The organism is Achromobacter sp. 2789STDY5608615 (assembly GCF_001298995.1).
GTDB classification, from domain to species: domain Bacteria; phylum Pseudomonadota; class Gammaproteobacteria; order Burkholderiales; family Burkholderiaceae_B; genus Achromobacter; species Achromobacter insuavis.
This window is the reverse complement of the sequence record NZ_CYTY01000011.1, coordinates 79,624-100,133: the sequence shown is the minus strand read 5'-3', so window position 1 is coordinate 100,133 and position 20,510 is coordinate 79,624. Positions and strand designations below refer to the sequence as shown.

The following is a 20,510-nucleotide window of genomic DNA, read 5'->3' as shown; positions in this document are numbered from 1 at the left end:
ATGGCGGGCCCCCACGGCAACGCCGCCGCGGCGCCCGCCAGCGCCCCGCCCGCACGGGTGGGACGCTGGCTGGCGCTGGCCCTCGCCATCATCGTCCTGGACCAGCTGACCAAGGTGTACTTCAACACCTCGTACCAGTACGGCGAACGTCTGAACCTGCTGCCGTTCTTCGACTTCACGCTGCTGTACAACCGCGGCGCGGCATTCAGCTTCCTGGCGTCCGAGGAAGGCTGGCAGCGCTGGCTGTTCACCGGCCTGGGCATCGTCGCCGCCGTGGTCATCACCGTGATCCTGCGCCGCACCCGCGGCCAGCCGCGCTTCTGCCTGGCGCTGACCCTGATCCTGGGCGGCGCCATCGGCAACGTGATCGACCGGGTGGTGTATGGCCACGTGGTGGACTTCCTGCTGTTCTACTGGCGCGACTGGTATTTCCCGGCCTTCAACCTGGCGGACGTCGGCATCAGCTGCGGCGCCGTGCTGCTGGTGCTGGACGAGCTGCTGCGGGCCCGCAAGCCGCGCGCCTGACGCCCTCCCCGCCCCCTTCGAAACCCGGCCCTCGGCCGGGTTTTTGTCTATTTGAGCCCCCCCCTGCATGCATGGCGAACGGCGCGATGCGGCAATGCGGAATAAAATCACTGTCCGTTCCCTGATTTGACGGCATTCAAACCGCCGTCCGACACCCATGCTCGACCTCGCCCGCAAACGCATCGTCCTCGGCCTGACCGGCGGCATCGCCTGCTACAAAATCGCCGAGCTGGTGCGGCGCATGACCGAACAAGGCGCCGTCGTCGACGTGGTGATGACCGAAGCGGCCACGCACTTCATCACGCCGGTGACGATGCAGGCCCTGTCCGGCCGCCCGGTGTTCGTCGATGCCTGGGACCCGCGGGTGCCCAACAACATGGCGCACATCGACCTGACGCGCGGCGCCGACGCCGTGCTGATCGCGCCGGCCAGCACCGACTTCATGGCCAAGCTGGCCCACGGCATGGCCGACGACCTGCTGTCGACGCTGTGCGTGGCGCGCGCCTGCCCGCTGCTGGTGGCGCCCGCCATGAACCGCGAGATGTGGGCCAACCCGGCCACCCAGCGCAACGTGGCGCAACTGCGCGCCGACGGCATCAGCATCCTGGGCCCGTCGGCCGGCGAACAGGCCTGTGGCGAGACCGGCGACGGGCGCATGCTCGAAGCCCATGAAATCCTGACCGACCTGATCGCCTTCTTCCAGCCCAAGCTGCTGGCCGGCCGCCACGTGCTGCTGACCGCCGGCCCCACGTCCGAGCCGGTCGACCCGGTGCGCGTGCTGAGCAACCGCTCGTCGGGCAAGACCGGCTACGCCCTGGCGCGGGCCGCGCGCGAGGCCGGCGCCCGCGTCACGCTGATCACCGGCGCCACCGCCCTGCCCGTGCCGCGCGGCGTCACCGCCCTGTCGGTGATGACGGCGCGGCAGATGCACGACGCGGTGATGGCCAGCGCCGCCGATGCCGACATCTTCATCGCCGTGGCGGCCGTGGCCGACTGGCGCGTCAAGAACGTCAGCAACCAGAAGCTGAAGAAGACCAGCGAAGGCGGCGGCGCGCCGCAGATGGAATTCGAACCCAACCCCGACATCCTGGCCGAAGTGGCCAAGCTGCCGGACGGCCCGTGGTGCGTGGGCTTTGCCGCCGAGACCGAGAAGCTGGCCGAGCACGCCGAGGCCAAGCGCCAGCGCAAGGGCATCCCGCTCCTGGTGGGCAACCTGGCGCACAAGGTGATGGACGCCGACACCACCGAACTGGTGCTGTTCGACGCGCAGGGCGCGCACCCGCTGCCGGCCGCCGACAAGCTCGATGCCGCGCGCCGCCTGATCGCCGAGATCGCGGCCCGGCTGCCGGCCTGACACGCCCGCGTTCGTCCGGGCCAAAAAAAACGCCAGACGCGAGTCTGGCGTTTTTGTTTGCGGCGCCCGCCAAGGCCGGCGCGCGCGGTGGCCTTATTGTTCCAGGCTGATGTTGGCGGCGCGCACGATGTCGGCCCATTGCTTGCGGTCGTTCTCCAGGAACTGGCCGAACTTCTCGGGCGTCATGCCGCTGACCGGTTCCGAACCCAGGCCGGCCATCTTCTCGATCACCGACGGCTGCTTGAGCACGTCCTGCAGCGCCGCGTAGTAGGCGGCCAGCACGTCCGCCGGCAGGCCGGCCGGGGCGAACACGCCCTGCCAGGTCGGCATGTCGAAGCCCTTCAGGCCCTGCTCGTCGAGCGTGGGCACGTTGGGCAATTGCGGCGAGCGCTTGAGCGAGGCCACGCCAATGGCCTTGACCTTGCCCTGCAGCGCCAGCGGCGCGGCAGTGGAGATGTTGTCCATCGTCATCGCGATGTGGCCGCCCAGCAGGTCGGTGATGACCGGGGCCGCGCCACGGTAGGCCGCGTGCGGCACCTTCACGCCCAGCTTATACAGCATGGTCTCGGCGATCAGGTGGTTGGAAATGCCCACACCGGCGGTGCCGTAGGTGGCGGTCGGCGTCTTCTGGAAGTAGTCCTTCAGCTCGGCCAGGTTGTTGGCCGGCACGTCCTTGTTGACGATGACCACGTTGGGCTGCACCGCGGCCAGCGTGATGGGCGTGAAGTCGGTCGGCTTGTAGCTGGTGCCCTTGGCGTTGAGCACGTGGGTGATGGCCATGGAGCCGGCCGCGGCGATGCCGATGGTGTAGCCATCGGGCTGTGATTGCGACAGGCGGTACGCCATGATGTTGCCGCCCGCGCCCGCCAGGTTCTCGACCACGACCGTCTGGCCCAGGCGCTGCGACAGCGGCTCGGCCAGCAGGCGCGCCAGCGTGTCGGCGGAGCCGCCGGGCGCGAAACCGACCAGCAGGCGCACCGGCTTGGTCGGCTTCCAGGCATCCGCGGCCATGGCCGGCGCGGCCGCCAGGGTGCTGACGACGAACAGTGCGCCCGCGGCGCGTTGCAAACTACGGCTGAACATGAAATGGATTCCCTTATTCCAGTATTTGCGCAAGCATCTGCGCGACGACACGATTCGACAGCAGGACCGGGCGGCCCGAAGCCTGCGCCACGGCCTGGCGCATGCGTTCGGCGTAACCCATGCAATGCATGACGATGAAATCGCAGTCGGCCAATTCGCGGCCGGCCTGCGTGAAATTGGCGGCCGCGCGCGCCGCGTCCGTTTCGTAGGGCGAGGCATGCACCACCACCGCCGGGCATTCCAGCGGCACGGCCATGTGGAAGGCGTCGACCTGCGCCTCCAGCGGCACCACCAGCCCGACCTTGCGGCTGTGCTGCGACAGGCCGGCGACCAGATGGTCGACCACCTGCTGCGGCTCGACCACCAGCGTGCGCATCGGCGCGATCGCGGTGCCGGTGCACAGCGGCACCAGCAGGTCGTAGCCGGCGGCGTCGGCCTCGCGCATCACCTGCGCCAGGCGGGCCTCGGCGGCGGCGGCGTCCAGCTCGATCTGGCTGCCATCACGCATGCGCGTGGCGAAGCGGTATTCGCCGGGTCGCGGCGCCAGCGCGGCCAGCGCCGCGGCGTCCAGGCCGTCGAGCGCGCCGAATTCGTCGATGCGCACGTGCGCGCCCAGCAACGGCGCCATCTCGGGCACCACGTCGCTGCGCGGCGACTGGCCGATGGTGAAGAACGCCACGCGGCGCGGTTTGGGCGCGCTCATTGCGCGCCCCCGGGTTCCTGGCCGGTGGTCTGCAGGTGCGCCATCGAGCCGTAGCGGGCCTGCAACGCGCCCCATTCGGCAGCGTCGAAGAAGGTCATCGCGCCCTGACCGAACAGCTTGGCGATCTCGATGCAGAAGCGCATGGCGACGTCGGCGTCGACCGCGTTGGTCACGCCGGTGGCGCAGCCGGGCACGGCGGTCTGCGCGGTCAGCGCCACGCCCACCACCGGCGCGTCGGTGACAATGGCCGGCTGCATCAGCGAATTGACGTGCCACAGGCCGTTCTCGTAGGGCGTGATGTCCTGCGTGGTCAACGGCAGCGTCAGGGGCAGCTGGCCGCTGACCCAGCCCAGCACGTCCAGCATGGTCTCGGGAATGCGCAGCAGGTAACCCTGCTTGGCCACGGGCGTCAGCGCCACGCCGCGCTGGTTCACCAGGCGGTTGCCGCGGGTGGTGTCGACCGACAGGATCGCGTCCATGCGCGGATCGACTTCGTGCGACATCATTTCGCGCATCGGGAACGGCGAGCGCATCATCGGCACCGGGTGGTGCGGCCGGGTGCCGGCGCGCGGGCAGATGTGGGTGCGGATGCGCACGGTGCCGGGCAGCACGTCGCCCTGGCGCGCCATGGCCATCAGCTTGAGCGCGGTGGCGACGGCGACCACGGCGCCATCGCTGTCGGACACCAGGCCGGTGACGGCCGGACGCGCGCCGATGCCGCCCAGGCGGCCGACGATGCCCAGTTGCGGCGCATTCTCGTCGGAACCGGGAATGACGATGGAGAGGAAGTCGGTGGCCAGGCCATCACGCGCCAGGCGCGTGACCTCGACCTCGCAGCGGCCGGCCTCGCGCAGGACCTGCGCCACCTCCTCGCCCGTGACATGGGCCGAGGACAGCAGCTCGATGGTATCGATGACCTGTTTCATGCCGGGATCTCCAGGACGCCGGGCTGGAACACGCGCGGCTCGTTGCCGCCCAGGAACAGGGTCGCGTCGTGCGGGCCGACCAGCGTGATGGCGGCATCGCGCACGCGCAGCGCGGCGCCTTCGGGCAGGCCCAGGACCGGCATGGTTGGGTTCAGCGTGCAGAATTCGGCCAGGCGCTGCGCGCGGGTTTCGCCGCGGTGGCCGGGAGGATGGGCGTTGGTGTAGTGCGGATTGATCTGGAAGGACAGCAGGCCGAGCGCGTCGAAGCCTTCGGGATCGGTGATCGGCATGTCGTTGGTGGTGCAGATGCTGGGGCAGGCCAGGTTGGAGCCGGCGCTCCAGCCCAGGTAGGCGGCGCCTTCGCGCACGCGGCGCGCCACCACGCTCAGCAGGCCCTGGCGGCGCAGCTGGCCGAGCAGGTTGAAGGTGTTGCCGCCGCCGACGATGATGACCGCGGCCTGTTCCAGCGCGGCCGCCGGATCGGCGGCGCGGTGCAGGCCCTGGATGTCCAGCCCGGTGTCGGCCAGCGCCGACACCACCAGCGTGGTGTAGTCGTCCCAGTCGCGGGTGACGCCGGCGTACGGCACGAACACCGCCGGCGCGCCGGCCGGCAGCGTGGCGATCAGTTCGCGGATGTCGGGCAAGGCGTGCACCAGGTAGCCGGCGTCGCTGCTGGAATTGCTGAGGAGCAGAAGGTTCATGTGCAAGGTTCCGTGGATTCGGTAAGTCGGAGTGCCGCGCGAACGCGGCCGGATAGCGGGAATCGGTAAAAAGGATCGGGCCGGGGCGTCAGTCCAGCCAGTAGGGATCGTTCAGTTCGCGCCCCAGCGCGGCGACCTGCTGCGTCAGGGCATCGCGCAACGCGGCCACGCGGACCGCGTCGACCTGGAACGACACGAAGGACAGGCACAGGCCGCGCAGTTCGCCGCTGGACGGATCGCGCACGGCCGCCGCCACGGCGCCGATGCCGGGCATCGCCTGGTCGATGGCGACGCCGTAATGGTCGGCGCGGGTCTGCGCCACGCGCTGGGCCAGTTCGCCGACGGTGGCCGGACAATCCTTGCCTTCCATCGGCAGCGACTGCGCCGGATCGGCGCCATAGAGCGCGTCGAACTCGGCCTGGCTCAGGCGCGACAGCAGCGCCCGCCCCATCGCCGTGCCCGAGGCGGCGCGGCGCGAGCCGGGCGGCGACAGCACCTGCACCGGGTGCGAACCATTCAGGCGCTGCAGCACCACGGTTTCGCGCTGGTTCAGGGTGGACAGATAGGCGGTCAGGCCGCTGTCGGCGGACAGGCGCGCCAGCACCTTGCGGCAGGCCTCATCCAGCGGCGTCGCCGCCAGGCCGGCTCGCACCGCCTGCGACAGCAGCAGGCCGGGACGGTAGCGGCGCGAGGCCGCGTCCTGGTCCAGCATGCCGTAGTGCTGCATCTGGTTGAGCAGGCGCGATGCCGTGCTCTTGGGCATGGACAGCCGCTGCGCCACGTCGGTGAAGCTGAGCTCCGCCGCGCCTTCCGCATAAAGCGCCAGCACGCGTTGGACGCCGTCGAGAATACTCATTCAATGTTCCACAAAACGGAACTACTGTTCCTTAATATCGAACAAGAATAATGCAGGGCCGGACGGACGGTCAATACGGACTCATCCCGGCGCCGCGGCGGGGCATGAAAAAACCCGCCGGATCGCGGCGGGTATCGGGGCTCGAAGGCCGGTCTAGCGCGTGGCGGTGTCCGCCCATTGCGCCAACGGCAGCGGCGGCTGGGCATGCAGGATGCGCGCCAGCACCAGCTTGAGTTCGGCCCAGCCGCCCCGCTCGCCCGGCCAGCTGGACGGGGTCACCGGCCGCCAGTTGCCGTCGGGTCCGCGCTCGGCCATCTTGAAGCGGAAGTTGTAGTGGCCCGCCATGCCCATGCGCAGATCGGTCACCACCAGCGCATCGCCCATCGCGTCATAGCGCAGCCAGTCGTCGGTGAACCAGCGCAGGCGCTGGTGCAGCGGCACGCCCGCCAGCGCCTGGCCCAGTTCCGGATGCAGCGGCTGGCGCAGCCATTCCGGCGGCTCGCGATCGAACCAGCTGCTGACGGCCTCGTAGTAATGGCCGTCGGGCGTCTTGGCGATGACGCGCCACAGCAGCGTGTTGAGCGGCATGGGGACTGCCCGCAGCTCGGTGACGGCAATGCCCTGCGCCTGCATCGCGTCGCGCACCCGGTGCTCGGCGGCGAGGCGGCCGGCCAGGCCGAACCCCAGATAGGCGGTGCTGAAGATCAGCGCCCCGGCCAGGAAGCGCCGGGCGTTGCGCGTCATGCCCGCGATGATCGCGTAGACCGACGCCAGCAGCAGCGGCACGGTGTAGACCGGGTCGATGATGAAGACCGCCGCCCAGCTTTCCGGGATCGATGGCAGCGGCCAGAACAACTGCGTGCCATAGACGGTGAAGGCGTCCAGCAATGGATGCGTCACCAATACCAGCCACAGCGTCAGGAACAATCGCCTGCCGCTATAGGGGGCCTGCGGCCAGTACTTGCGTATCAGCCAGGTCAGCAGCAGCGCCAGGCCGGTCAGCACGAAGATCGAGTGCGAGAAGCCGCGATGGTAGGTCATCAGCGACACCGGATCCGGGTAGCGCATCAGCACGTCCAGGTCCGGCACCGTCGCCAGCGCGGCGCCGTAGATCAGCGCCCGGCGCCCCTGCACGCGCCCCAGCAGCGCCCCCTGTATGCCCGCGCCCAGCACGGCTTGTGTAACCGAATCCATAACACTCCGACGAAAGCCTTCGATGGACCGCCATTTTCACCTGCCGGCCATCACGCAGGCGTTAAGATACCCGATTGCATTCAGCTAATTTTCAAGTTTCGACCCATGGACCAATACATCGACAAGATCGGCGTGCTGATCGAAACCAACCAGGCCTGGGCCGGCCCCATCACCTTCCTGCTCACGCTGGGGGAATCGATGGTGCTGCTGGGCCTGTTCATCCCCGCGACCGCGCTGATGCTGCTGACCGGCGGCCTGATCGGCGCGGGCACGCTGGACCCGTGGAGCATCCTGGCCTGGGGCATTGCCGGCGCCATCGTCGGCGACGCCCTGTCGTACGCGCTGGGCCGCTGGGCCGGCCCCAGCGTGCTGCGCCGCTGGCCGCTCAAGCAGCAACGCACCGCCGTCGCCCGCGCCCGGCTGTTCTTCTACCGCTATGGCTTCGCCTCGGTGCTGATCGGCCGCTTCCTGGGCCCGATCCGCTCGACCATCCCGACCGTGGCGGGCGTCATGGGCATGGCCCATGGCCGCTTCCAGATGGCCAACGTGCTGTCGGCCGTGCTGTGGATGCCGCTGATGCTGGCGCCGGGCTACATCACCGCGCGCAGCCTGGGCGCCGCCCAGAACGCGCAGCAGATCGCCATGATGATCGGCGCGGGCTTCTCGGTGCTGCTAGGATGCGGGCTTCTGGTCGCGATGATGCGCAAGCGCCGGCAGCCGGCCCGCATCCGTCGCGGCAACTAGCGGAGAACAGCATGGCCATCGACCTGGAGCCGAAGAACGGCGACTTCGCGCGCTACATCGAGAATCTGTCGCGCGCCGGCGGCGCCACGCCCGGACGGGTGCCGAGCAAGGCCGAGGCCAAGCGCCAGGCCGCCGCGCCGGTGGCCACGCCCGCGCCGACGCCCGCGCCCGTGCCGAGCCAGGGCTCCCTGAACGACCTGACCTGGGGCAAGACGGCCCCGCCGCCGCTGCAGTCGCGCCGCGCCGACAGCGTGCCGCCCACCGTCGCCCCCGGCCAGACCGACGCCGAAGCGGTCTCGCTGGCCAAGCGCGCGCGCCAGCGCAAGCAGGGCATCTTCCTGACCATCGCCGGCGCGGTGGCCGGCTGGGCCGCGGTCAATGTCGCCTTCAAGGCGCTGCACGCGCCGCGCTTCGACCTGGATGATTTCATGCCGGCGGTGTTCCTGGGCTTCTTCGCGCTGATGCTGTTCAAGGCCGCCAGCGGCGCCCGCGACCCGCGCAAGCGGCCGCTGGAAAAGCTGCCGCCGCTCAAGACCTCGTCGTACCGCAAGGACGCGTGAGCGGCCACGGCCGCGGCGGCATTGGTGCTAACATTTCCGCCGCTGTCGAACAGACCCCACGAATACCGGAGTAAAAGTGAATAACGTTGTCGGATTGAACCAGGCCCAGGCGGCCACGATGCTGAAGCTGCAAGGCGACTTGAACAGCATGATCAATCCGGACTGGATCAACGGTGGCGCCCGCTTCCTGCGCGCCGCCTTCGTCGAATCGGCCGAGGCCCTGGAGCACTACGGCTGGAAGTGGTGGAAAAAGCAGACCATCGACCTGCCGCAGGTGCAGATGGAACTGGTCGACATCCTGCATTTCTACCTGTCGCACACCATCGTGCAGGCCAAGGGCGACGTCAACGCCGCCGCCGCCGCGCTGGTGGCCGACCTGGCAGGCCCCGCATCGATCACGCTGGATGGCAAGAGCTACGCGCTGGCCAGCCTGAACGTGCCCGAACTGCTGGAACTGATCGGCGGCCTGGCCGTGTGCGGCCGCGCCAGCTTCAAGCTGCTCGAGCAGAGCATGACGGCCTGCGAGATGAGCTGGAACGATGCCTACACCCAGTACGTTTCCAAGAACGTGCTGAACATCTTCCGCCAGCAGCACGGCTACAAGGAAGGCACCTACATCAAGATCTGGAACGGCGAAGAGGACAACGTGGTGCTGGCGCGCCTGCTGTCGCAGCACGACGCCGCCCGCGCCGACTTCGCGGACATCCTGCACCGCGAGCTGGAAGCGGCCTATTCGCGCCTGTAAGCGCCTCCCGCACGCCCGAAAAAAACGCCGCGTCATGCGGCGTTTTTCATGGGACGGCAGTTGGCGCCGCTAGCGCTGGCCGAAGCGGGTCTCGCCGAACAGATCCTTCAACTCGCGCGGCTGCGAGCGCCAGTACTGGCGCGGCGCATTGACCTGGCCGCCCAGTTGCGCGGCGGCATGCCAGGGCCAGCGCGGATCGAACAACATGCCGCGGGCCAGCGCCACCATGTCGGCCTGTCCTTGCGCCACGATGTCCTCGGCCTGCTGCGCCTCGGTAATGAGGCCGACCGTGATGGTGGGCAGGCCGACCGCGCGCTTGATCGCGTCGGCGAACGGCACCTGGTAGTTCGGCCCCACCGGGATCTTCTGCAGCGACGACACGCCGCCGCTGGAGACGTCGATGAACTCACAGCCCAGCTCCTTGAGCCGCAGCGCGAACGCCTCGGTCTGCGCCGGGTCCCAGCCGCCCTCGACCCAGTCGGTGGCCGACACCCGCACGCCCAGCGCCACCGACGACGGCGTCACCTCGCGCACCGCGCGGAACACTTCCAGCGGAAAGCGCATGCGGTTCTCCAGCGAACCGCCGTACGCATCGTCGCGCTGGTTGGCCAGCGGCGACAGGAACTGATGCAGCAGATAGCCATGGGCCGCGTGCAGCTCGATGGCGTCAAACCCCAGGCGGATGGCGCGGCGGGCGCTGTCGACGAAAGCGTCGCGCACCCGCGCCAGGCCTGCCGCGTCGAGCGCGCGCGGCGCCGGCTCGGAGGCGTTGTGCGGCAACGCCGACGGCGCCCAGCCCTGCCATCCGCCCTGCTCCGGCGGCACCAGCTGGCCGCCTTCCCAGGGCGCGTGGCTCGACGCCTTGCGGCCGGCGTGGCCCAGCTGGATGCCGAGCTTGATCGGCGAATAGCGGCGCACCGCCTGCACCACGCGACCGAGCGCGGCTTCGGTCTCGTCGGACCAGAGTCCCAGGTCGCCCGGGGAGATGCGGCCGTCGGCCTCGACCGCGGTCGCCTCGGTGAACAGCAGCGCCGCGCCCGACAGGGCCAGGTGGCCCAGGTGGATCATGTGCCAATCGGTGGCGCGGCCCTCGTCGGCCGAGTACTCGCACATGGGCGCGATGACGATGCGGTTGGCCAGTTCGACATTGCCGACTGACGTGGGACTGAAAAGATGACTCATGCGTAGGGCTCCGGGCGATGGACGCGGATGCACAGCATAGCGCCGACACCCGCCCGGGCCGCCAATTCCGACGCCCGCGTGGGGGTTTAGGGCGTGATGGCGCCGGCCTTATTACCCATTCTTATTGACCTTCGATCACGCTGTCCAGGAATTGCCGGGTGCGCGCTTCCTTCGGATCGCTGAACAGCGTCTGCGACGCGGCATCCTCGACAATGTTGCCCTGGTCGAAGAACAGCGTGCGGTCGGAACTGCGCTCGGCGAACTTCATCTGGTGGGTGACGATGATCATGGTCATGCTCTTGCGCGCCGACAGGTCGCGCAGGATCTGCAGGATGCCGCCCACCAGCTCCGGATCGAGCGCCGAGGTGACCTCGTCGAACAGCATGATCTCCGGGCACATCGCCAGCGCGCGGGCGATGCCGACGCGCTGCTTCTGGCCGCCCGACAGCTGCGCCGGATAGACGTCGAGCTTGTCGCCCAGGCCGACCATTTCCAGGTATTCCACCGCGCGTTCGCGGGCCTGGTCGCGCGTCATGCCCAGCACGTGCACCGGCGCCTCCATGGCGTTGCCCAGCGCGGTCATGTGCGGGAACAGGTTGAAGTGCTGGAACACCATGCCGATCTTGCCGCGCACCTTGCGCAGGTGCTCGGAATTGGCGCCGGCCGGGCGGCCCTGGGCGTCGGTCCACATCGGCTCGCCGTCGATCTCGATCTCGCCGCTGCTGGGCTGATCGAGCGTCATCAGCACGCGCAGCAGGGTCGACTTGCCCGAGCCTGACGGCCCGATCACGGCCACCGTCTGGCCGGCCGGGATCTCCAGGTTGATGCCCTTGAGCACCTCCAGCTCGCCATAGCGCTTGTGCAGGTTCTTGATGGTGATGCTGGAACTCATCGCTTTCCTCCATATCGTTGCAGGCGGGTCTCCAGGCCGCGCACGCCCCAGGCCGCGATCAGGCTCAGCGCCAGGAACAGCACGCCGACCAGCGTCAGGGGCTCGGTGTAGCGGAAGGTGGTGGAGCCGATCATCTTGCTTTGCTGCAGCAGCTCGACCACCGTGATCGCCGACAACAGCGGCGTGTCCTTGAACATGGCCACCAGGTAGTTGCCCAGCGCCGGCACCACCGGCGGGATCGCCTGCGGCAACACCACGCCCACGGCGGTGCGCCACGGCGACATGTTCAGCGCCCGCGCCGCTTCCAGCTGGCCGCGCGGCACCGCCTCGATGCCGGCGCGGTAGACCTCGGCGCAATAGGTGGCGTAGTGCAGGCCGAGCGCCACGATGCCCGTCGCCAGCGGCGACATCCGCACCCCGGTCAGGGGCAGCACGTAGAACAGGAAGTACATCTGCACCAGCAGCGGCGTGCTGCGCACGAACTCGATCACGAACGCCGTGGGCAGCCGCAGCAGCGCCAGGCGCGAGCGCCGCAGCAACGCCAGCGCCAGGCCGAGCGTCACGGCCACCAGCATGCCCAGCACCGTGGCCTGGATGGTGATGACCAGCGCCGAGCCCAGGGTGGGCAGGATCTCCAGCGCGAAGGACCAGTCGAATATCGGTTTCATCGGACGCGGACCCTCCGTTCAAGCAGCCGCACGCCGGCGGTGATCAGCAGCGCCACCGCGAAATACAGCAACAGCATGAGCGTGAAGATCTCGGTGGTGCGCAGGGTCTCGCTGCGCAGCAGCTGGCCGCGGAAGGTCAGGTCGGTGATGGTGATGAGCGACACCAGCGCGGTGTTCTTGAGCAGTTCGATCAGCAGGTTGCCGGCCGGCGGCAGCATGGCCGGGATGGCCTGCGGCACCACGATGCGGCGCATGATCTGGCCGCGCGTCAGGTTCAGGGCCACGCCGGCCTCGCGCTGGCCCGGCGGCACCACGCGGATCGCGCCGCGCACCACCTCGGCGCCATAGGCGCCGGCATTGAGCGCCAGCACCACGATGCCCACCAGCATGGCCGGCAGCTGCACGCCGAACAGCGGCAGCACGAAATAGAACCAGAACAGCTGCACCAGCGCCGAGGTGCCGCGGAACACCTCGACATAGATCGACGCCAGCCAGCGCACCGGCCGCAGCGTCGACAGGCGCCCCACGCCCGCCGCCAGCGCCAGCGGCACCGCCAGCACCACGGCGCCCGCCATGATTTCCAGCGTCACCGCCAGGCCTTCCAGCAGCGGCGGCGCCAGTTCGGCGATATGTTCGGATATGAGCGGCATCGGCGCCCCCTACTTCGCGGCGCAGAGCTTGGCGGCCGTGACGTCCTTGGGCAGCTCCTCGGGCGTGAAGCCGAACGGCGCCACCAGCTGCTTGTGCTCGTCGGTGCCGATGAACTTGGCCAGCTCGGCGTTGAAGGCGTCGGCGAAGGCCTTGTCGTCGGTGCGGAAGGCATAGGCGCCGTAGCCGCGCACGCCCTTGCCATCGATCACCGGATCGGTGAACGGCTCGGCCTTCTCCAGGCCGCTGCCGGCGTCGGTCTTGCCCATCAGGTCGTTGACCGTCAACGCGGTGGCCGCGTAGGCGTCGGCGCGCCCGGCCTGCACGCCGGACAGCGCGCTCACGGCATCGGGGAACACCACCATCTGGCCGGCCGGCACTTTCACCTTGGACGCGTATTCGGCTTCGATGGCGCCCACCACCACGCCCAGCTTGGCGTCCGGGTTCTTGACCACGTCCTCGTAGCTATGCAGGTTCTTCGGGTTGCCCTGCTTGACCAGGAACGCCTGGCCCACGCCATAGGTCGGGTTCGAGAACGCCACCTGGCCGCAGCGCTCGGGCGTCACGTACATGCCGGCCGCGATGATGTCGAAACGCTTGGCCTGCAGGCCCGGGATCAGCGAGCCGAACTCGGTCAGCACGCCCTCGACCTCGTTGATGCCCATGCGCTTGAGCACGACCCGCGCGATTTCCACCGATTCACCGGTGACCTTGGCTTCCTTGCTGTCCATGAAGGCGAACGGCGCCTCGTTGGCATAGCCGATGCGGATCTTGCCGGCGGCCTTGGCGGCTTCCAGCGTACCGCCGGCGGCGGGCGCGCTGGCTCCCTGCGCGGGCTTGTCCGAACCGGAGTCGGAGCAGGCGGCCAGCAGGCCCAGGCTCAGGGCCAGCAGGATGGCGCGGGTGCGTTGGACGATCATGGTCTATTTCTCCCGTATTTATTTCTAGGTACATGGCTTCGCTAAAAATGATACGACATTAAATCATTTCACCTCTAATGATGTGGACAAAAAAAGCAGGCCGAAGCCTGCTTTTCCCGCGCCCTGCCCTATGACGGGTGAGCACTCGTTACGAACCGTAGGGGACTATGTCGTCCCCTATTTTTTCTCGGCCGCGTCCGCGTACGAGAACTTGCCGTTGCGCACCACGCCCATCACGCGGGCGCGCTCGTCGAAACCCTGGTGATTGTCCTTGGAGATGTTGAGCACGCCGTTGGGCACGATCAGGTCGCGGGTGTTCTCCAGCGCGTCGCGCAGGGCGACGCGGAATTCCGGGGTACCGGGCTTGGCGCCGGTCTTGAGGGCGCGCGCCACCGCCGAATCCAGCAGCATCCAGGCGCCATAGGCGTCGCCGGCGAACTGCGTCAGGGTGTTGGCGCCGTACTGGCGCTCATACTTGTCGGCGAATTCCACCGCGACCTTCTTGACCGGGTTCGAATCCGGCAGCTCGCGCGCCACCACGCCGGGGCCGGTGGGGAACAGCGTGCCTTCGACGTCGCGCCCGCCGACCTGCAGGAACTCCAGCGTGCCGATGCCGTGGGTCTGGTAGATGGTGCCCGTATAGCCGCGCTCGAGCAGCGTCTTCTGCGGCAGCGCCGACGGCGTGCCGGCGCCGGCCACCAGCACCGCGTCGGGCCTGGCGGCGATCACCTTGAGCGCCTGGCCCACCACCGACGCGTCGGTGCGCTGGAAGCGTTCCTGCGCCACGATCTTGATGTCATTGCCGGCGGCCGCGGAGAACTCCTTCCACCAGCTGTCGCCGTAGGAGTCGGCGAAGCCGATGAAGGCCACGTTCTTGAAGCCCTTTTTCTTCATGTCCTCGACCAGCACCGTCGCCATCAGCGAATCGTTCTGCGGCATCTTGAAGGCCCAGGCGCGCTTGGGATCGGACAGCGGCTCGACGATCACGCTGGAGGCCGCCAGCGCGATCATCGGCGTGCCGGTCTCGGCCAGCACGTCCAGCCCGGCCAGGGCGGCGGCGGTGGTGTTGGGGCCGACGATGGCGTCGACCTTGTCTTCCGAGGTCAGCTTGCGCAGGTTCTTGACCGCGCGGCTGACGTCGGTGCCGTCGTCCAGCACCACGTAGCGCGCCGGCTCGCCGCCCAGCGTGCCGGGCCACAGGCGGATGGCGTTGTTGGTCTGGATACCGATCGCCGCGGCGGGGCCAGTGGTGGAGACATCCACGCCGATCACGATCTCGGCATGGACGGACAGGGCGGGAACGGCCAGCGCGAGCGCGCAGGCATAGCGGACGAAGAAGCGGGACATGACGACAGCTCGCAAGAAAGAAAAACGGCGGATGGCGTTATTTTGCCTGACCGCTGCAAGCCTCGTAGACCAGCGCCGCCAGCGTCAGGTCTTCCAGCGCGCTGCCGACCGCCTTGAACACGGTCACTTCGTCCGCCCGGGTGCGGCCCGGCGCCTGGCCGCGCACCAGGTCGGTGAGGTTGCCGCGGATGTCCTCGCGCGCCAGCACGCCGGCCTCGAACGCGGCCAGCAGGTCGCCGGCCTTGGTCGGCGCCTCGTCGGTATCCACGTAGACCGTGGTGCCGTCGAAGCAGGCCGTGTCGGTCTCGATCATGTCGGGCTTGAAACTGCCGATCAGGTCCAGGTGGGCGCCCGGGCGCAGCCAGTCGCCCCGCACCAGCGGCACCGTCGACAACGTCGCGCAGCTGACGATGTCGGCCTCGCGCACGGCCTTTTCCAGGTCCAGGGTGCTGCTGGCGTCGAAGCCCTGCTCGCGCAGCGCCGCCGCCAGCGCCTCGGCGCCGGCCGGACGCACGTTCCAGACCCACACCTTGTCGATCGGCCGCACCGTGCGCATGGCCTGCGCCACCAGTCCGGCAATGCGGCCCGAGCCGACGATGACCAGCACCCGCGCGTCTTCCCGCGCCAGGTACGACGCGCCCAGCGCGGCCGCGCCGGCGGTGCGGAACACCGTCACCTGGTCGCCGTCCACCTGCGCCAGCGGCACGCCGGTGCGGGCGCTGTACAGGTTGTAGGTGGCGTGCAGGCCGGGCAGCGACTGGCGCGTGTTCTCGGGAAAGATGTTGATGACCTTGACGCCGAAATAGCCCTGCTCGTTCCAGGCCGGCATGATCAGCGTGGTGCCGTGCGCGCCGCCCGACTCGATGGCATGGACGTGGCGCGTGGGCACGTGAGCGCCCTGGCGGAACGCCTCGCGCAATGCCGGGATCGCCGCGTCGAACGACAATGCGCGGCGGGTTTGTTCGGTGTCGATCACTACCATCTGTATCCAATGCCTGTTCGGGTTGAGTCAGGGGCGAAGTGTGACGGCGCGGCGCAGCGCTGGCAAGCCGCGGCAGGCGTCGGTTACATCGGCTTGCCGGATGCGGGCGGCCGGCACGCGACGCCTCGCCGCGGCCGCCGTATCATGGTCCATGCCCCTTCCGGCAACGCGCGCCGCCATCAGGCGGGCCGCGCGCTCCCCCCACCGGACGCGTCCGTCGCGGGCGCGTTCCCTCAACAGGAGTCACGCATGAAGAAAACCGCAACCGCCGCCTGGTCCGGCGATCTGAAGACGGGCAAGGGTACGATTTCCACGCAGAGCGGCGCGCTCAAGAACCAGCCCTACGGCTTCAATACACGCTTCGGCGACACCCCCGGCACCAATCCCGAGGAACTGCTGGGCGCCGCCCACGCCGGCTGCTTCACCATGGCGCTGTCCAACATTCTGAGCGAGGCCGGCCTGGCCCCGCAGAAGCTGGACACGCAGGCCGAGGTCACGCTGGACAAGGTCGAGGGCGGCTTTGCCATCACGGCGGTGCACCTGACCGTCGAAGCCGTGATCCCGGGCGCCAGCGCCGAAGCCTTCGACGAGGCCGCGCGCAAGGCCGAAAAGGGCTGCCCCGTCTCCAAGGTGCTCAACGCCAAGATCACCATGGACGCCAAGCTCAGGTCCTGACCGGCCGCGGCAGGCCCGGCCACGGGCGGCGCCATTGGCCCGCCCTATCCAGGGCTTGCTGAAAATCAATTTGACGGTCATGCCAGAGCAATGGAAAATGAGAACCATTCTCAGGAAACTGACATGACCCGATTCATTTACGCAATTTCAGGCGGCAAGACGGCGTATCCCCAGGACGCCCAGGTCACGGCCAACCTGCGCCGGGTGGTCGGTTCCGGCATCCTGGTGGCGGTCGGCTACATCGACCCGGGCAACTGGGCCACCGACATCGCCGGCGGCAGCGGCTTTGGCTACGGCCTGCTGCTGGTCGTGATCGCCTCGGCCCTCCTGGCGCTGGGGTTCCAGGTGCTGGTGTCGCGCCTGGCGCTGGCCACCGGCGAAGACCTCGCCACCCTCACCGCCCGCCACCTGTCGCCGCGCACCGCCAAGGCCGCCTGGCTGGCCGGCGAAGCCGCCATCCTGGCCACCGCGCTGGCCGAGCTGATCGGCGGCGCCATCGCGCTGCGCCTGCTGTTCAATCTGCCGCTGCTGGGCGGCGTGGCCGTCACCGGCGTCGGCACCTTCGCCGTGCTGGCCCTGACGCGCGGCAACGCCGACCGCCACGAGCGCGTCATCGCCGTGCTGCTGTCGGTGGTGGCCGCGTCCTTCGTGTTCCTGCTGTTCAAGGCCAATCCGGCCTGGACCGACGTGGCCCACGGCATGACCCAGACCGGCCACGCGCTGCGCGACCCGCAGGGCTTCCTGATCGCACTCGGCATCCTCGGCGCGACCCTGATGCCGCACAACCTCTACCTGCATTCCGGTTCGCTGGCGCAACGCGCCCGCGCGTTGCCGGCCGACGCCCGCGACCTGGCCATGCGCGTGGCGCGCAACGACACCGTGGTGTCGCTGGGCGTGGCCATGCTGATCAACTCGGCCATCATGATCGTCGCCGCGGCCTCGCTGTCGGGCTCCGGCCTCATCGTCTCCAGCCTGGACGACGCCCACGCCGTGATCGGCCAGACCCTCGGCATCGGCGCCGCCATCGTGTTCGCGGTGGCGCTGTACGCGGCCGGACAAAGCTCCACCATCACCGGCGTGCTGGCCGGCCGCATCCTGTCGCGCGGTTTCCAGGTCAACAGCGGCTGGTCCGACCGCCGCCGCGCGCTGGTCACGCGCCTGATCGCCGGCGCTGTGGCGGCCGCGCTGCTGGCCTTCACCGGCGGCCAGGACCCCGACCAGCTGCTGGTGCTGAGCCAGGTCATCCTGAGCCTGGCCCTGCCCTTCGCGCTGGGTCCGCTGGTGGTGCTGGCCTGCCGCAAGCCCCTGATGGGCCGCCATGCGCTGCGCGGCGCCTGGGCCTGGGCCGCGGTCATCGCCACCGTCGGCATCATCCTGCTGGACGGCTATCTGCTGGTCGACATGGTGGTGTGATCCGCGGCTTGCGCGGATGGCTCGTCCGGCCAGCCCGCGCCCAGGGACTTGTAGAGCGCGATCACCCCGCGCATTTCCTCCCATTGGCTCAGGGCCAGCGCGTCTCGCGCCTGGTTGACCGTGCGTTGCGCCACGAGGACCGGCAGATAGGCGCTCAGCCCGCGCGAATAGAGCCGGGTCGACTGGTCCAGCGCCTTGCCGCTGTCGGCAACGGCATCCCGCAGCGAGGCCTGCCGCTGGCGCTCGCTGGTCAACGCCGTCAGGGCGTCTTCCACCTCGCGCAGCGCCACCCGCGCGTCGCGCTCATAGGCCAGACGCGCCGCGTCGGCATTCGCCTGTGCCGCCGTCACGCCGGCGCGGGCCCGGCCGCCATCGTACAGGCGCTGGCTGGCCTGCGCCCCCACCGCCCAGGCCAGGCTGGCGCTCGAGAACAGACTGTGAATGAGGCTGGCCGTGGTGTCGATGCCCAAAGGGATGCGGAACGTGGGCAGGCGTTCGGCCTCGGCCACGCCGATGCGCGCAGTCGCGGCCGCCAGGCGCCGTTCGTCCGCCCGCAGATCGGGCCGCTGGCGCAGCACCTCGGATGGCAGTGACAACGGCAGGCGGACCGGCGCGGGCAGGACGGCCGCGGGCTCTGCCAGGGCGGCATGCCAATCGCCGGGAAAGCCCCCCGCCAGGACGCCGATGGCGTGGCTGAATCGGGCAACGTCGGCCTCCAGCAAGGGCGGCTGCGCCTCGGCTGTCTCGCGTTCGGCGCGCGCCTGCATCACCTCCGCCTGGCTGCCCAGGCCCCTGCGCCAAGACTGCTCCGCCAGTCGTTCCGCCTCGCGCAAGGTGCGCAGGTTGTCATGGGCGATGGCCAGGCGCATCTGCGTGGCGCGCAACCCCGCGTAGTGGGACACCAACTCGGCGACCAGGCTCACCCGCAACGCCCGGTGGTCATCGGCCAGCGCCTGGATATCCGCGTCGGCCGCTTCGACCGCCCTGCGCGTGCCGCCAAACAGATCCAGCTCCCAGCTCGCATCGAAGCCGACCTGCCAGGTGCGCGACTCACCGCCGGGCAGCGGACCGAGCGCCTTGCTGCCGCGCCGGGCCTCGCCCGCCGCGCCCACCCCGAGCGCCGGCAAGGACGCGGAGGCGATCTGGATGCGTTCGGCGCGCGCCTGCCGCAGGCGCGCCAGCGCGATATCGAGATCCTGGTTCCGGTCCAGCGCCTGATCGACCAGGCGATCGAGCATCGGATCGTCGAACGCGCGCCACCAGGCGCGCAGCCCCTCCTGATCGCGCGGGCTCAGGGCGCTCCCGGCCTCGACCCAATTGGCAGGCACCTCGACGGTGGGCGGGTGATAGTCGGGACCCACGGTCGCGCAGCCGGACGTCGCCATTACCAGCGAGACCATCAGGGCCGCGCGGCGCAGGCCGGATCGCGGACGATTCGATTCTTGCTGCATCGTCGCCCCTCACATCCAGTGGTACAGCAGCGACAGGAGGCGGCCCTGGGCAGGCGCGTCGCCTCCCGCCGTCGCCACCTCGACACTGGCTGTCATGCCGGCGGCCAGCACCAGGTCCGGCGGCAGCTGCTCGAACGCGACGCGCACCGGAATGCGTTGCGCCAGGCGGACCCAGCTGAAGGTCGGGGCCACGCTGGGCAGGCCCTGGGCATCGGCCTGCTGGTTGGCATCGGCGATGCCGCGCCCGATGCTCACCACCCGGCCGGCAATGATGTCATCGGACCCCATCAAGCGGATGCGCGCCGCCGCGCCGGGCCGGATGCCGCGCAGCTTGGTCTCCTCGAAATAGCCGATGATCCAGAAGCTGTGGGCGTCCACCAGCGCGATATTGGGCTGGCCCGTCACCGCGCAGTCGCCCTGGTTCAGTTTCAGCCGTGTCACATAGCCGTCCACCGGGGCGCGCAGGACGGTGCGCGCCACATCCAGTCTTGCCATGTCCACGGCGACCCGCGCGCCGCGCTGCTCGGCCTCGGCGATGGCCACCGCCTGGATCGCACGCTGGATGTCTTCGGCGGGCACCAGGTTCTCCATGCCCCGCCGGCGTCGCGCGTCCTCGGTTTTCTGCCGCAACGACGCGTCGGCCGCGGCCAGCCGCGCCTCGGCCTGCGCCAGCGCCAGCTCGAAGCGGGCCGGATCGATGCGATAGAGCACCTCGCCCCGCTTCACGTACTGATCATCCGTCACCGGCACTTCCAGGACCGTGCCGGAGACCTCCGGGGCGATGCGGACGCTCTGCGCGCTGACGCGGCCATCGCGCGTCCAGGGCGCCACGACGTAGGCGCGCCAAAGCGCGCCGACCAGCATGACGGCGGCGGCCACGGCGCACAGCGTGAGGCCGACGCGCGCCAGCAGCCTCAAGGGCCATAAACGATCGGGCAAGG

22 protein-coding genes are annotated in these 20,510 nt (G+C 69.4%); 7 read left to right on the top strand and 15 right to left on the bottom strand.

What is annotated here, in order from left to right; all coding sequences use genetic code 11:
• Both lspA and coaBC read left to right on the top strand, forming a co-directional pair.
• Entirely contained in the window at positions 1 to 525 is a 525-nt protein-coding gene (gene lspA, locus AOZ49_RS11845) for a signal peptidase II (protein ID WP_054430031.1), read from the top strand.
• 157 nt (positions 526 to 682) lie between these two features.
• A complete protein-coding gene (gene coaBC / locus AOZ49_RS11840) occupies positions 683 to 1,879 on the top strand; it encodes a bifunctional phosphopantothenoylcysteine decarboxylase/phosphopantothenate--cysteine ligase CoaBC (RefSeq protein WP_054475470.1) in 1,197 nt (398 codons plus the stop codon).
• Between the two features lie 93 nt (positions 1,880 to 1,972).
• Here coaBC and AOZ49_RS11835 read toward each other — a convergent pair whose 3' ends face one another.
• The 6 genes from AOZ49_RS11835 to AOZ49_RS11810 all read right to left on the bottom strand — a co-directional run bounded on the left by AOZ49_RS11835 (position 1,973) and on the right by AOZ49_RS11810 (position 7,342).
• The gene (locus AOZ49_RS11835; protein ID WP_054430035.1) at positions 1,973 to 2,962 is read right to left on the bottom strand and encodes a Bug family tripartite tricarboxylate transporter substrate binding protein; all 990 of its coding nucleotides are present in this window, start codon (positions 2,960 to 2,962) and stop codon (positions 1,973 to 1,975) included.
• A gap of 13 nt (positions 2,963 to 2,975) precedes the next feature.
• Positions 2,976 to 3,665, bottom strand: coding sequence for an AroM family protein (locus tag AOZ49_RS11830; RefSeq protein WP_054430036.1), 690 nt, complete (start codon positions 3,663 to 3,665; stop codon positions 2,976 to 2,978).
• Positions 3,662 to 4,591, bottom strand: coding sequence for a DUF1177 domain-containing protein (locus tag AOZ49_RS11825; RefSeq protein WP_054475468.1), 930 nt, complete (start codon positions 4,589 to 4,591; stop codon positions 3,662 to 3,664). Before AOZ49_RS11825 ends, AOZ49_RS11830 begins: the two co-directional genes overlap by 4 nt.
• On the bottom strand, positions 4,588 to 5,292 hold the full coding sequence (gene pepE, locus AOZ49_RS11820; protein WP_054430039.1) for a dipeptidase PepE: 705 nt from the start codon (positions 5,290 to 5,292) through the stop codon (positions 4,588 to 4,590). Before pepE ends, AOZ49_RS11825 begins: the two co-directional genes overlap by 4 nt.
• A gap of 88 nt (positions 5,293 to 5,380) precedes the next feature.
• On the bottom strand, positions 5,381 to 6,148 hold the full coding sequence (locus tag AOZ49_RS11815; RefSeq protein ID WP_054430041.1) for an IclR family transcriptional regulator: 768 nt from the start codon (positions 6,146 to 6,148) through the stop codon (positions 5,381 to 5,383).
• Positions 6,149 to 6,301: 153 nt separating this feature from the next.
• Complete coding sequence (locus AOZ49_RS11810) at positions 6,302 to 7,342, bottom strand: metal-dependent hydrolase (protein WP_054430043.1); 1,041 nt, start codon at positions 7,340 to 7,342, stop codon at positions 6,302 to 6,304.
• Positions 7,343 to 7,447: 105 nt separating this feature from the next.
• Here AOZ49_RS11810 and AOZ49_RS11805 point away from each other — a divergent pair, with 105 nt between their 5' ends.
• The 3 genes from AOZ49_RS11805 to AOZ49_RS11795 all read left to right on the top strand — a co-directional run bounded on the left by AOZ49_RS11805 (position 7,448) and on the right by AOZ49_RS11795 (position 9,391).
• Entirely contained in the window at positions 7,448 to 8,086 is a 639-nt protein-coding gene (locus AOZ49_RS11805; RefSeq protein ID WP_054430045.1) for a DedA family protein, read from the top strand.
• A gap of 11 nt (positions 8,087 to 8,097) precedes the next feature.
• Positions 8,098 to 8,646: a hypothetical protein gene (locus tag AOZ49_RS11800; RefSeq protein WP_054430047.1), complete on the top strand. Its 549-nt coding sequence runs from the start codon at positions 8,098 to 8,100 to the stop codon at positions 8,644 to 8,646.
• A 118-nt stretch (positions 8,647 to 8,764) separates the two neighbouring features.
• A complete protein-coding gene (locus AOZ49_RS11795; protein WP_169537467.1) occupies positions 8,765 to 9,391 on the top strand; it encodes a dUTPase in 627 nt (208 codons plus the stop codon).
• A 69-nt stretch (positions 9,392 to 9,460) separates the two neighbouring features.
• Here the strand turns inward: AOZ49_RS11795 and AOZ49_RS11790 are convergent, their stop codons facing one another.
• The 7 genes from AOZ49_RS11790 to AOZ49_RS11760 form a co-directional block, all read right to left on the bottom strand.
• Positions 9,461 to 10,573, bottom strand: coding sequence for an NADH:flavin oxidoreductase/NADH oxidase (locus AOZ49_RS11790; RefSeq protein WP_054475467.1), 1,113 nt, complete (start codon positions 10,571 to 10,573; stop codon positions 9,461 to 9,463).
• Between the two features lie 121 nt (positions 10,574 to 10,694).
• On the bottom strand, positions 10,695 to 11,465 hold the full coding sequence (gene ehuA, locus AOZ49_RS11785) for an ectoine/hydroxyectoine ABC transporter ATP-binding protein EhuA (RefSeq protein ID WP_054430052.1): 771 nt from the start codon (positions 11,463 to 11,465) through the stop codon (positions 10,695 to 10,697).
• The gene (ehuD, locus tag AOZ49_RS11780) at positions 11,462 to 12,133 is read right to left on the bottom strand and encodes an ectoine/hydroxyectoine ABC transporter permease subunit EhuD (protein ID WP_054430053.1); all 672 of its coding nucleotides are present in this window, start codon (positions 12,131 to 12,133) and stop codon (positions 11,462 to 11,464) included. The genes ehuA and ehuD overlap by 4 nt, the downstream gene beginning before the upstream one ends.
• Positions 12,130 to 12,783, bottom strand: a complete 654-nt coding sequence (gene ehuC / locus AOZ49_RS11775) for an ectoine/hydroxyectoine ABC transporter permease subunit EhuC (protein WP_054475465.1) — start codon at positions 12,781 to 12,783, stop codon at positions 12,130 to 12,132. Before ehuC ends, ehuD begins: the two co-directional genes overlap by 4 nt.
• A 9-nt stretch (positions 12,784 to 12,792) precedes the next feature.
• Positions 12,793 to 13,701: an ectoine/hydroxyectoine ABC transporter substrate-binding protein EhuB gene (gene ehuB / locus AOZ49_RS11770; protein WP_054430057.1), complete on the bottom strand. Its 909-nt coding sequence runs from the start codon at positions 13,699 to 13,701 to the stop codon at positions 12,793 to 12,795.
• A 177-nt stretch (positions 13,702 to 13,878) separates the two neighbouring features.
• Positions 13,879 to 15,048 (bottom strand): ABC transporter substrate-binding protein, encoded by a 1,170-nt coding sequence (locus AOZ49_RS11765; RefSeq protein WP_054475462.1) that lies wholly within the window; start codon positions 15,046 to 15,048, stop codon positions 13,879 to 13,881.
• A 37-nt stretch (positions 15,049 to 15,085) separates the two neighbouring features.
• Positions 15,086 to 16,030: a bifunctional Delta(1)-pyrroline-2-carboxylate/Delta(1)-piperideine-2-carboxylate reductase gene (locus AOZ49_RS11760; RefSeq protein ID WP_054460484.1), complete on the bottom strand. Its 945-nt coding sequence runs from the start codon at positions 16,028 to 16,030 to the stop codon at positions 15,086 to 15,088.
• A 249-nt stretch (positions 16,031 to 16,279) separates the two neighbouring features.
• Here AOZ49_RS11760 and AOZ49_RS11755 point away from each other — a divergent pair, with 249 nt between their 5' ends.
• Both AOZ49_RS11755 and AOZ49_RS11750 read left to right on the top strand, forming a co-directional pair.
• Positions 16,280 to 16,705, top strand: a complete 426-nt coding sequence (locus AOZ49_RS11755; RefSeq protein WP_054430063.1) for an OsmC family protein — start codon at positions 16,280 to 16,282, stop codon at positions 16,703 to 16,705.
• 123 nt (positions 16,706 to 16,828) lie between these two features.
• On the top strand, positions 16,829 to 18,118 hold the full coding sequence (locus AOZ49_RS11750) for an Nramp family divalent metal transporter (protein ID WP_054430065.1): 1,290 nt from the start codon (positions 16,829 to 16,831) through the stop codon (positions 18,116 to 18,118).
• Here AOZ49_RS11750 and AOZ49_RS11745 read toward each other — a convergent pair.
• Positions 18,091 to 19,569, bottom strand: a complete 1,479-nt coding sequence (locus AOZ49_RS11745; protein ID WP_054430067.1) for an efflux transporter outer membrane subunit — start codon at positions 19,567 to 19,569, stop codon at positions 18,091 to 18,093. The two genes, AOZ49_RS11750 and AOZ49_RS11745, sit on opposite strands and share 28 nt — an antisense overlap.
• Before the next feature lie 9 nt (positions 19,570 to 19,578).
• A complete protein-coding gene (locus AOZ49_RS11740; protein WP_369815793.1) occupies positions 19,579 to 20,508 on the bottom strand; it encodes an HlyD family secretion protein in 930 nt (309 codons plus the stop codon).
• Between the last annotated feature and the right edge of the window lie 2 nt (positions 20,509 to 20,510).

Excerpts from the sequence above, each read along its gene's own strand:
- AOZ49_RS11795 (WP_169537467.1), top strand. The coding sequence starts at position 8,765 with ATGCTGAAGCTGCAAGGCGACTTGAACAGCATGATCAATCCGGACTGG.
- AOZ49_RS11815 (WP_054430041.1), bottom strand. The coding sequence starts at position 6,148 with ATGAGTATTCTCGACGGCGTCCAACGCGTGCTGGCGCTTTATGCGGAA.
- AOZ49_RS11830 (WP_054430036.1), bottom strand. The coding sequence starts at position 3,665 with ATGAGCGCGCCCAAACCGCGCCGCGTGGCGTTCTTCACCATCGGCCAG.
- AOZ49_RS11810 (WP_054430043.1), bottom strand. The coding sequence starts at position 7,342 with ATGGATTCGGTTACACAAGCCGTGCTGGGCGCGGGCATACAGGGGGCG.
- AOZ49_RS11755 (WP_054430063.1), top strand. The coding sequence starts at position 16,280 with ATGAAGAAAACCGCAACCGCCGCCTGGTCCGGCGATCTGAAGACGGGC.
- ehuD (WP_054430053.1), bottom strand. The coding sequence starts at position 12,133 with ATGAAACCGATATTCGACTGGTCCTTCGCGCTGGAGATCCTGCCCACC.
- ehuA (WP_054430052.1), bottom strand. The coding sequence starts at position 11,465 with ATGAGTTCCAGCATCACCATCAAGAACCTGCACAAGCGCTATGGCGAG.
- AOZ49_RS11760 (WP_054460484.1), bottom strand. The coding sequence starts at position 16,030 with ATGGTAGTGATCGACACCGAACAAACCCGCCGCGCATTGTCGTTCGAC.
- AOZ49_RS11790 (WP_054475467.1), bottom strand. The coding sequence starts at position 10,573 with ATGAGTCATCTTTTCAGTCCCACGTCAGTCGGCAATGTCGAACTGGCC.
- AOZ49_RS11800 (WP_054430047.1), top strand. The coding sequence starts at position 8,098 with ATGGCCATCGACCTGGAGCCGAAGAACGGCGACTTCGCGCGCTACATC.
- lspA (WP_054430031.1), top strand. The coding sequence starts at position 1 with ATGGCGGGCCCCCACGGCAACGCCGCCGCGGCGCCCGCCAGCGCCCCG.
- pepE (WP_054430039.1), bottom strand. The coding sequence starts at position 5,292 with ATGAACCTTCTGCTCCTCAGCAATTCCAGCAGCGACGCCGGCTACCTG.
- AOZ49_RS11825 (WP_054475468.1), bottom strand. The coding sequence starts at position 4,591 with ATGAAACAGGTCATCGATACCATCGAGCTGCTGTCCTCGGCCCATGTC.
- AOZ49_RS11835 (WP_054430035.1), bottom strand. The coding sequence starts at position 2,962 with ATGTTCAGCCGTAGTTTGCAACGCGCCGCGGGCGCACTGTTCGTCGTC.
- AOZ49_RS11745 (WP_054430067.1), bottom strand. The coding sequence starts at position 19,569 with ATGCAGCAAGAATCGAATCGTCCGCGATCCGGCCTGCGCCGCGCGGCC.
- ehuB (WP_054430057.1), bottom strand. The coding sequence starts at position 13,701 with ATGATCGTCCAACGCACCCGCGCCATCCTGCTGGCCCTGAGCCTGGGC.
- ehuC (WP_054475465.1), bottom strand. The coding sequence starts at position 12,783 with ATGCCGCTCATATCCGAACATATCGCCGAACTGGCGCCGCCGCTGCTG.
- AOZ49_RS11750 (WP_054430065.1), top strand. The coding sequence starts at position 16,829 with ATGACCCGATTCATTTACGCAATTTCAGGCGGCAAGACGGCGTATCCC.
- AOZ49_RS11805 (WP_054430045.1), top strand. The coding sequence starts at position 7,448 with ATGGACCAATACATCGACAAGATCGGCGTGCTGATCGAAACCAACCAG.
- coaBC (WP_054475470.1), top strand. The coding sequence starts at position 683 with ATGCTCGACCTCGCCCGCAAACGCATCGTCCTCGGCCTGACCGGCGGC.
- AOZ49_RS11765 (WP_054475462.1), bottom strand. The coding sequence starts at position 15,048 with ATGTCCCGCTTCTTCGTCCGCTATGCCTGCGCGCTCGCGCTGGCCGTT.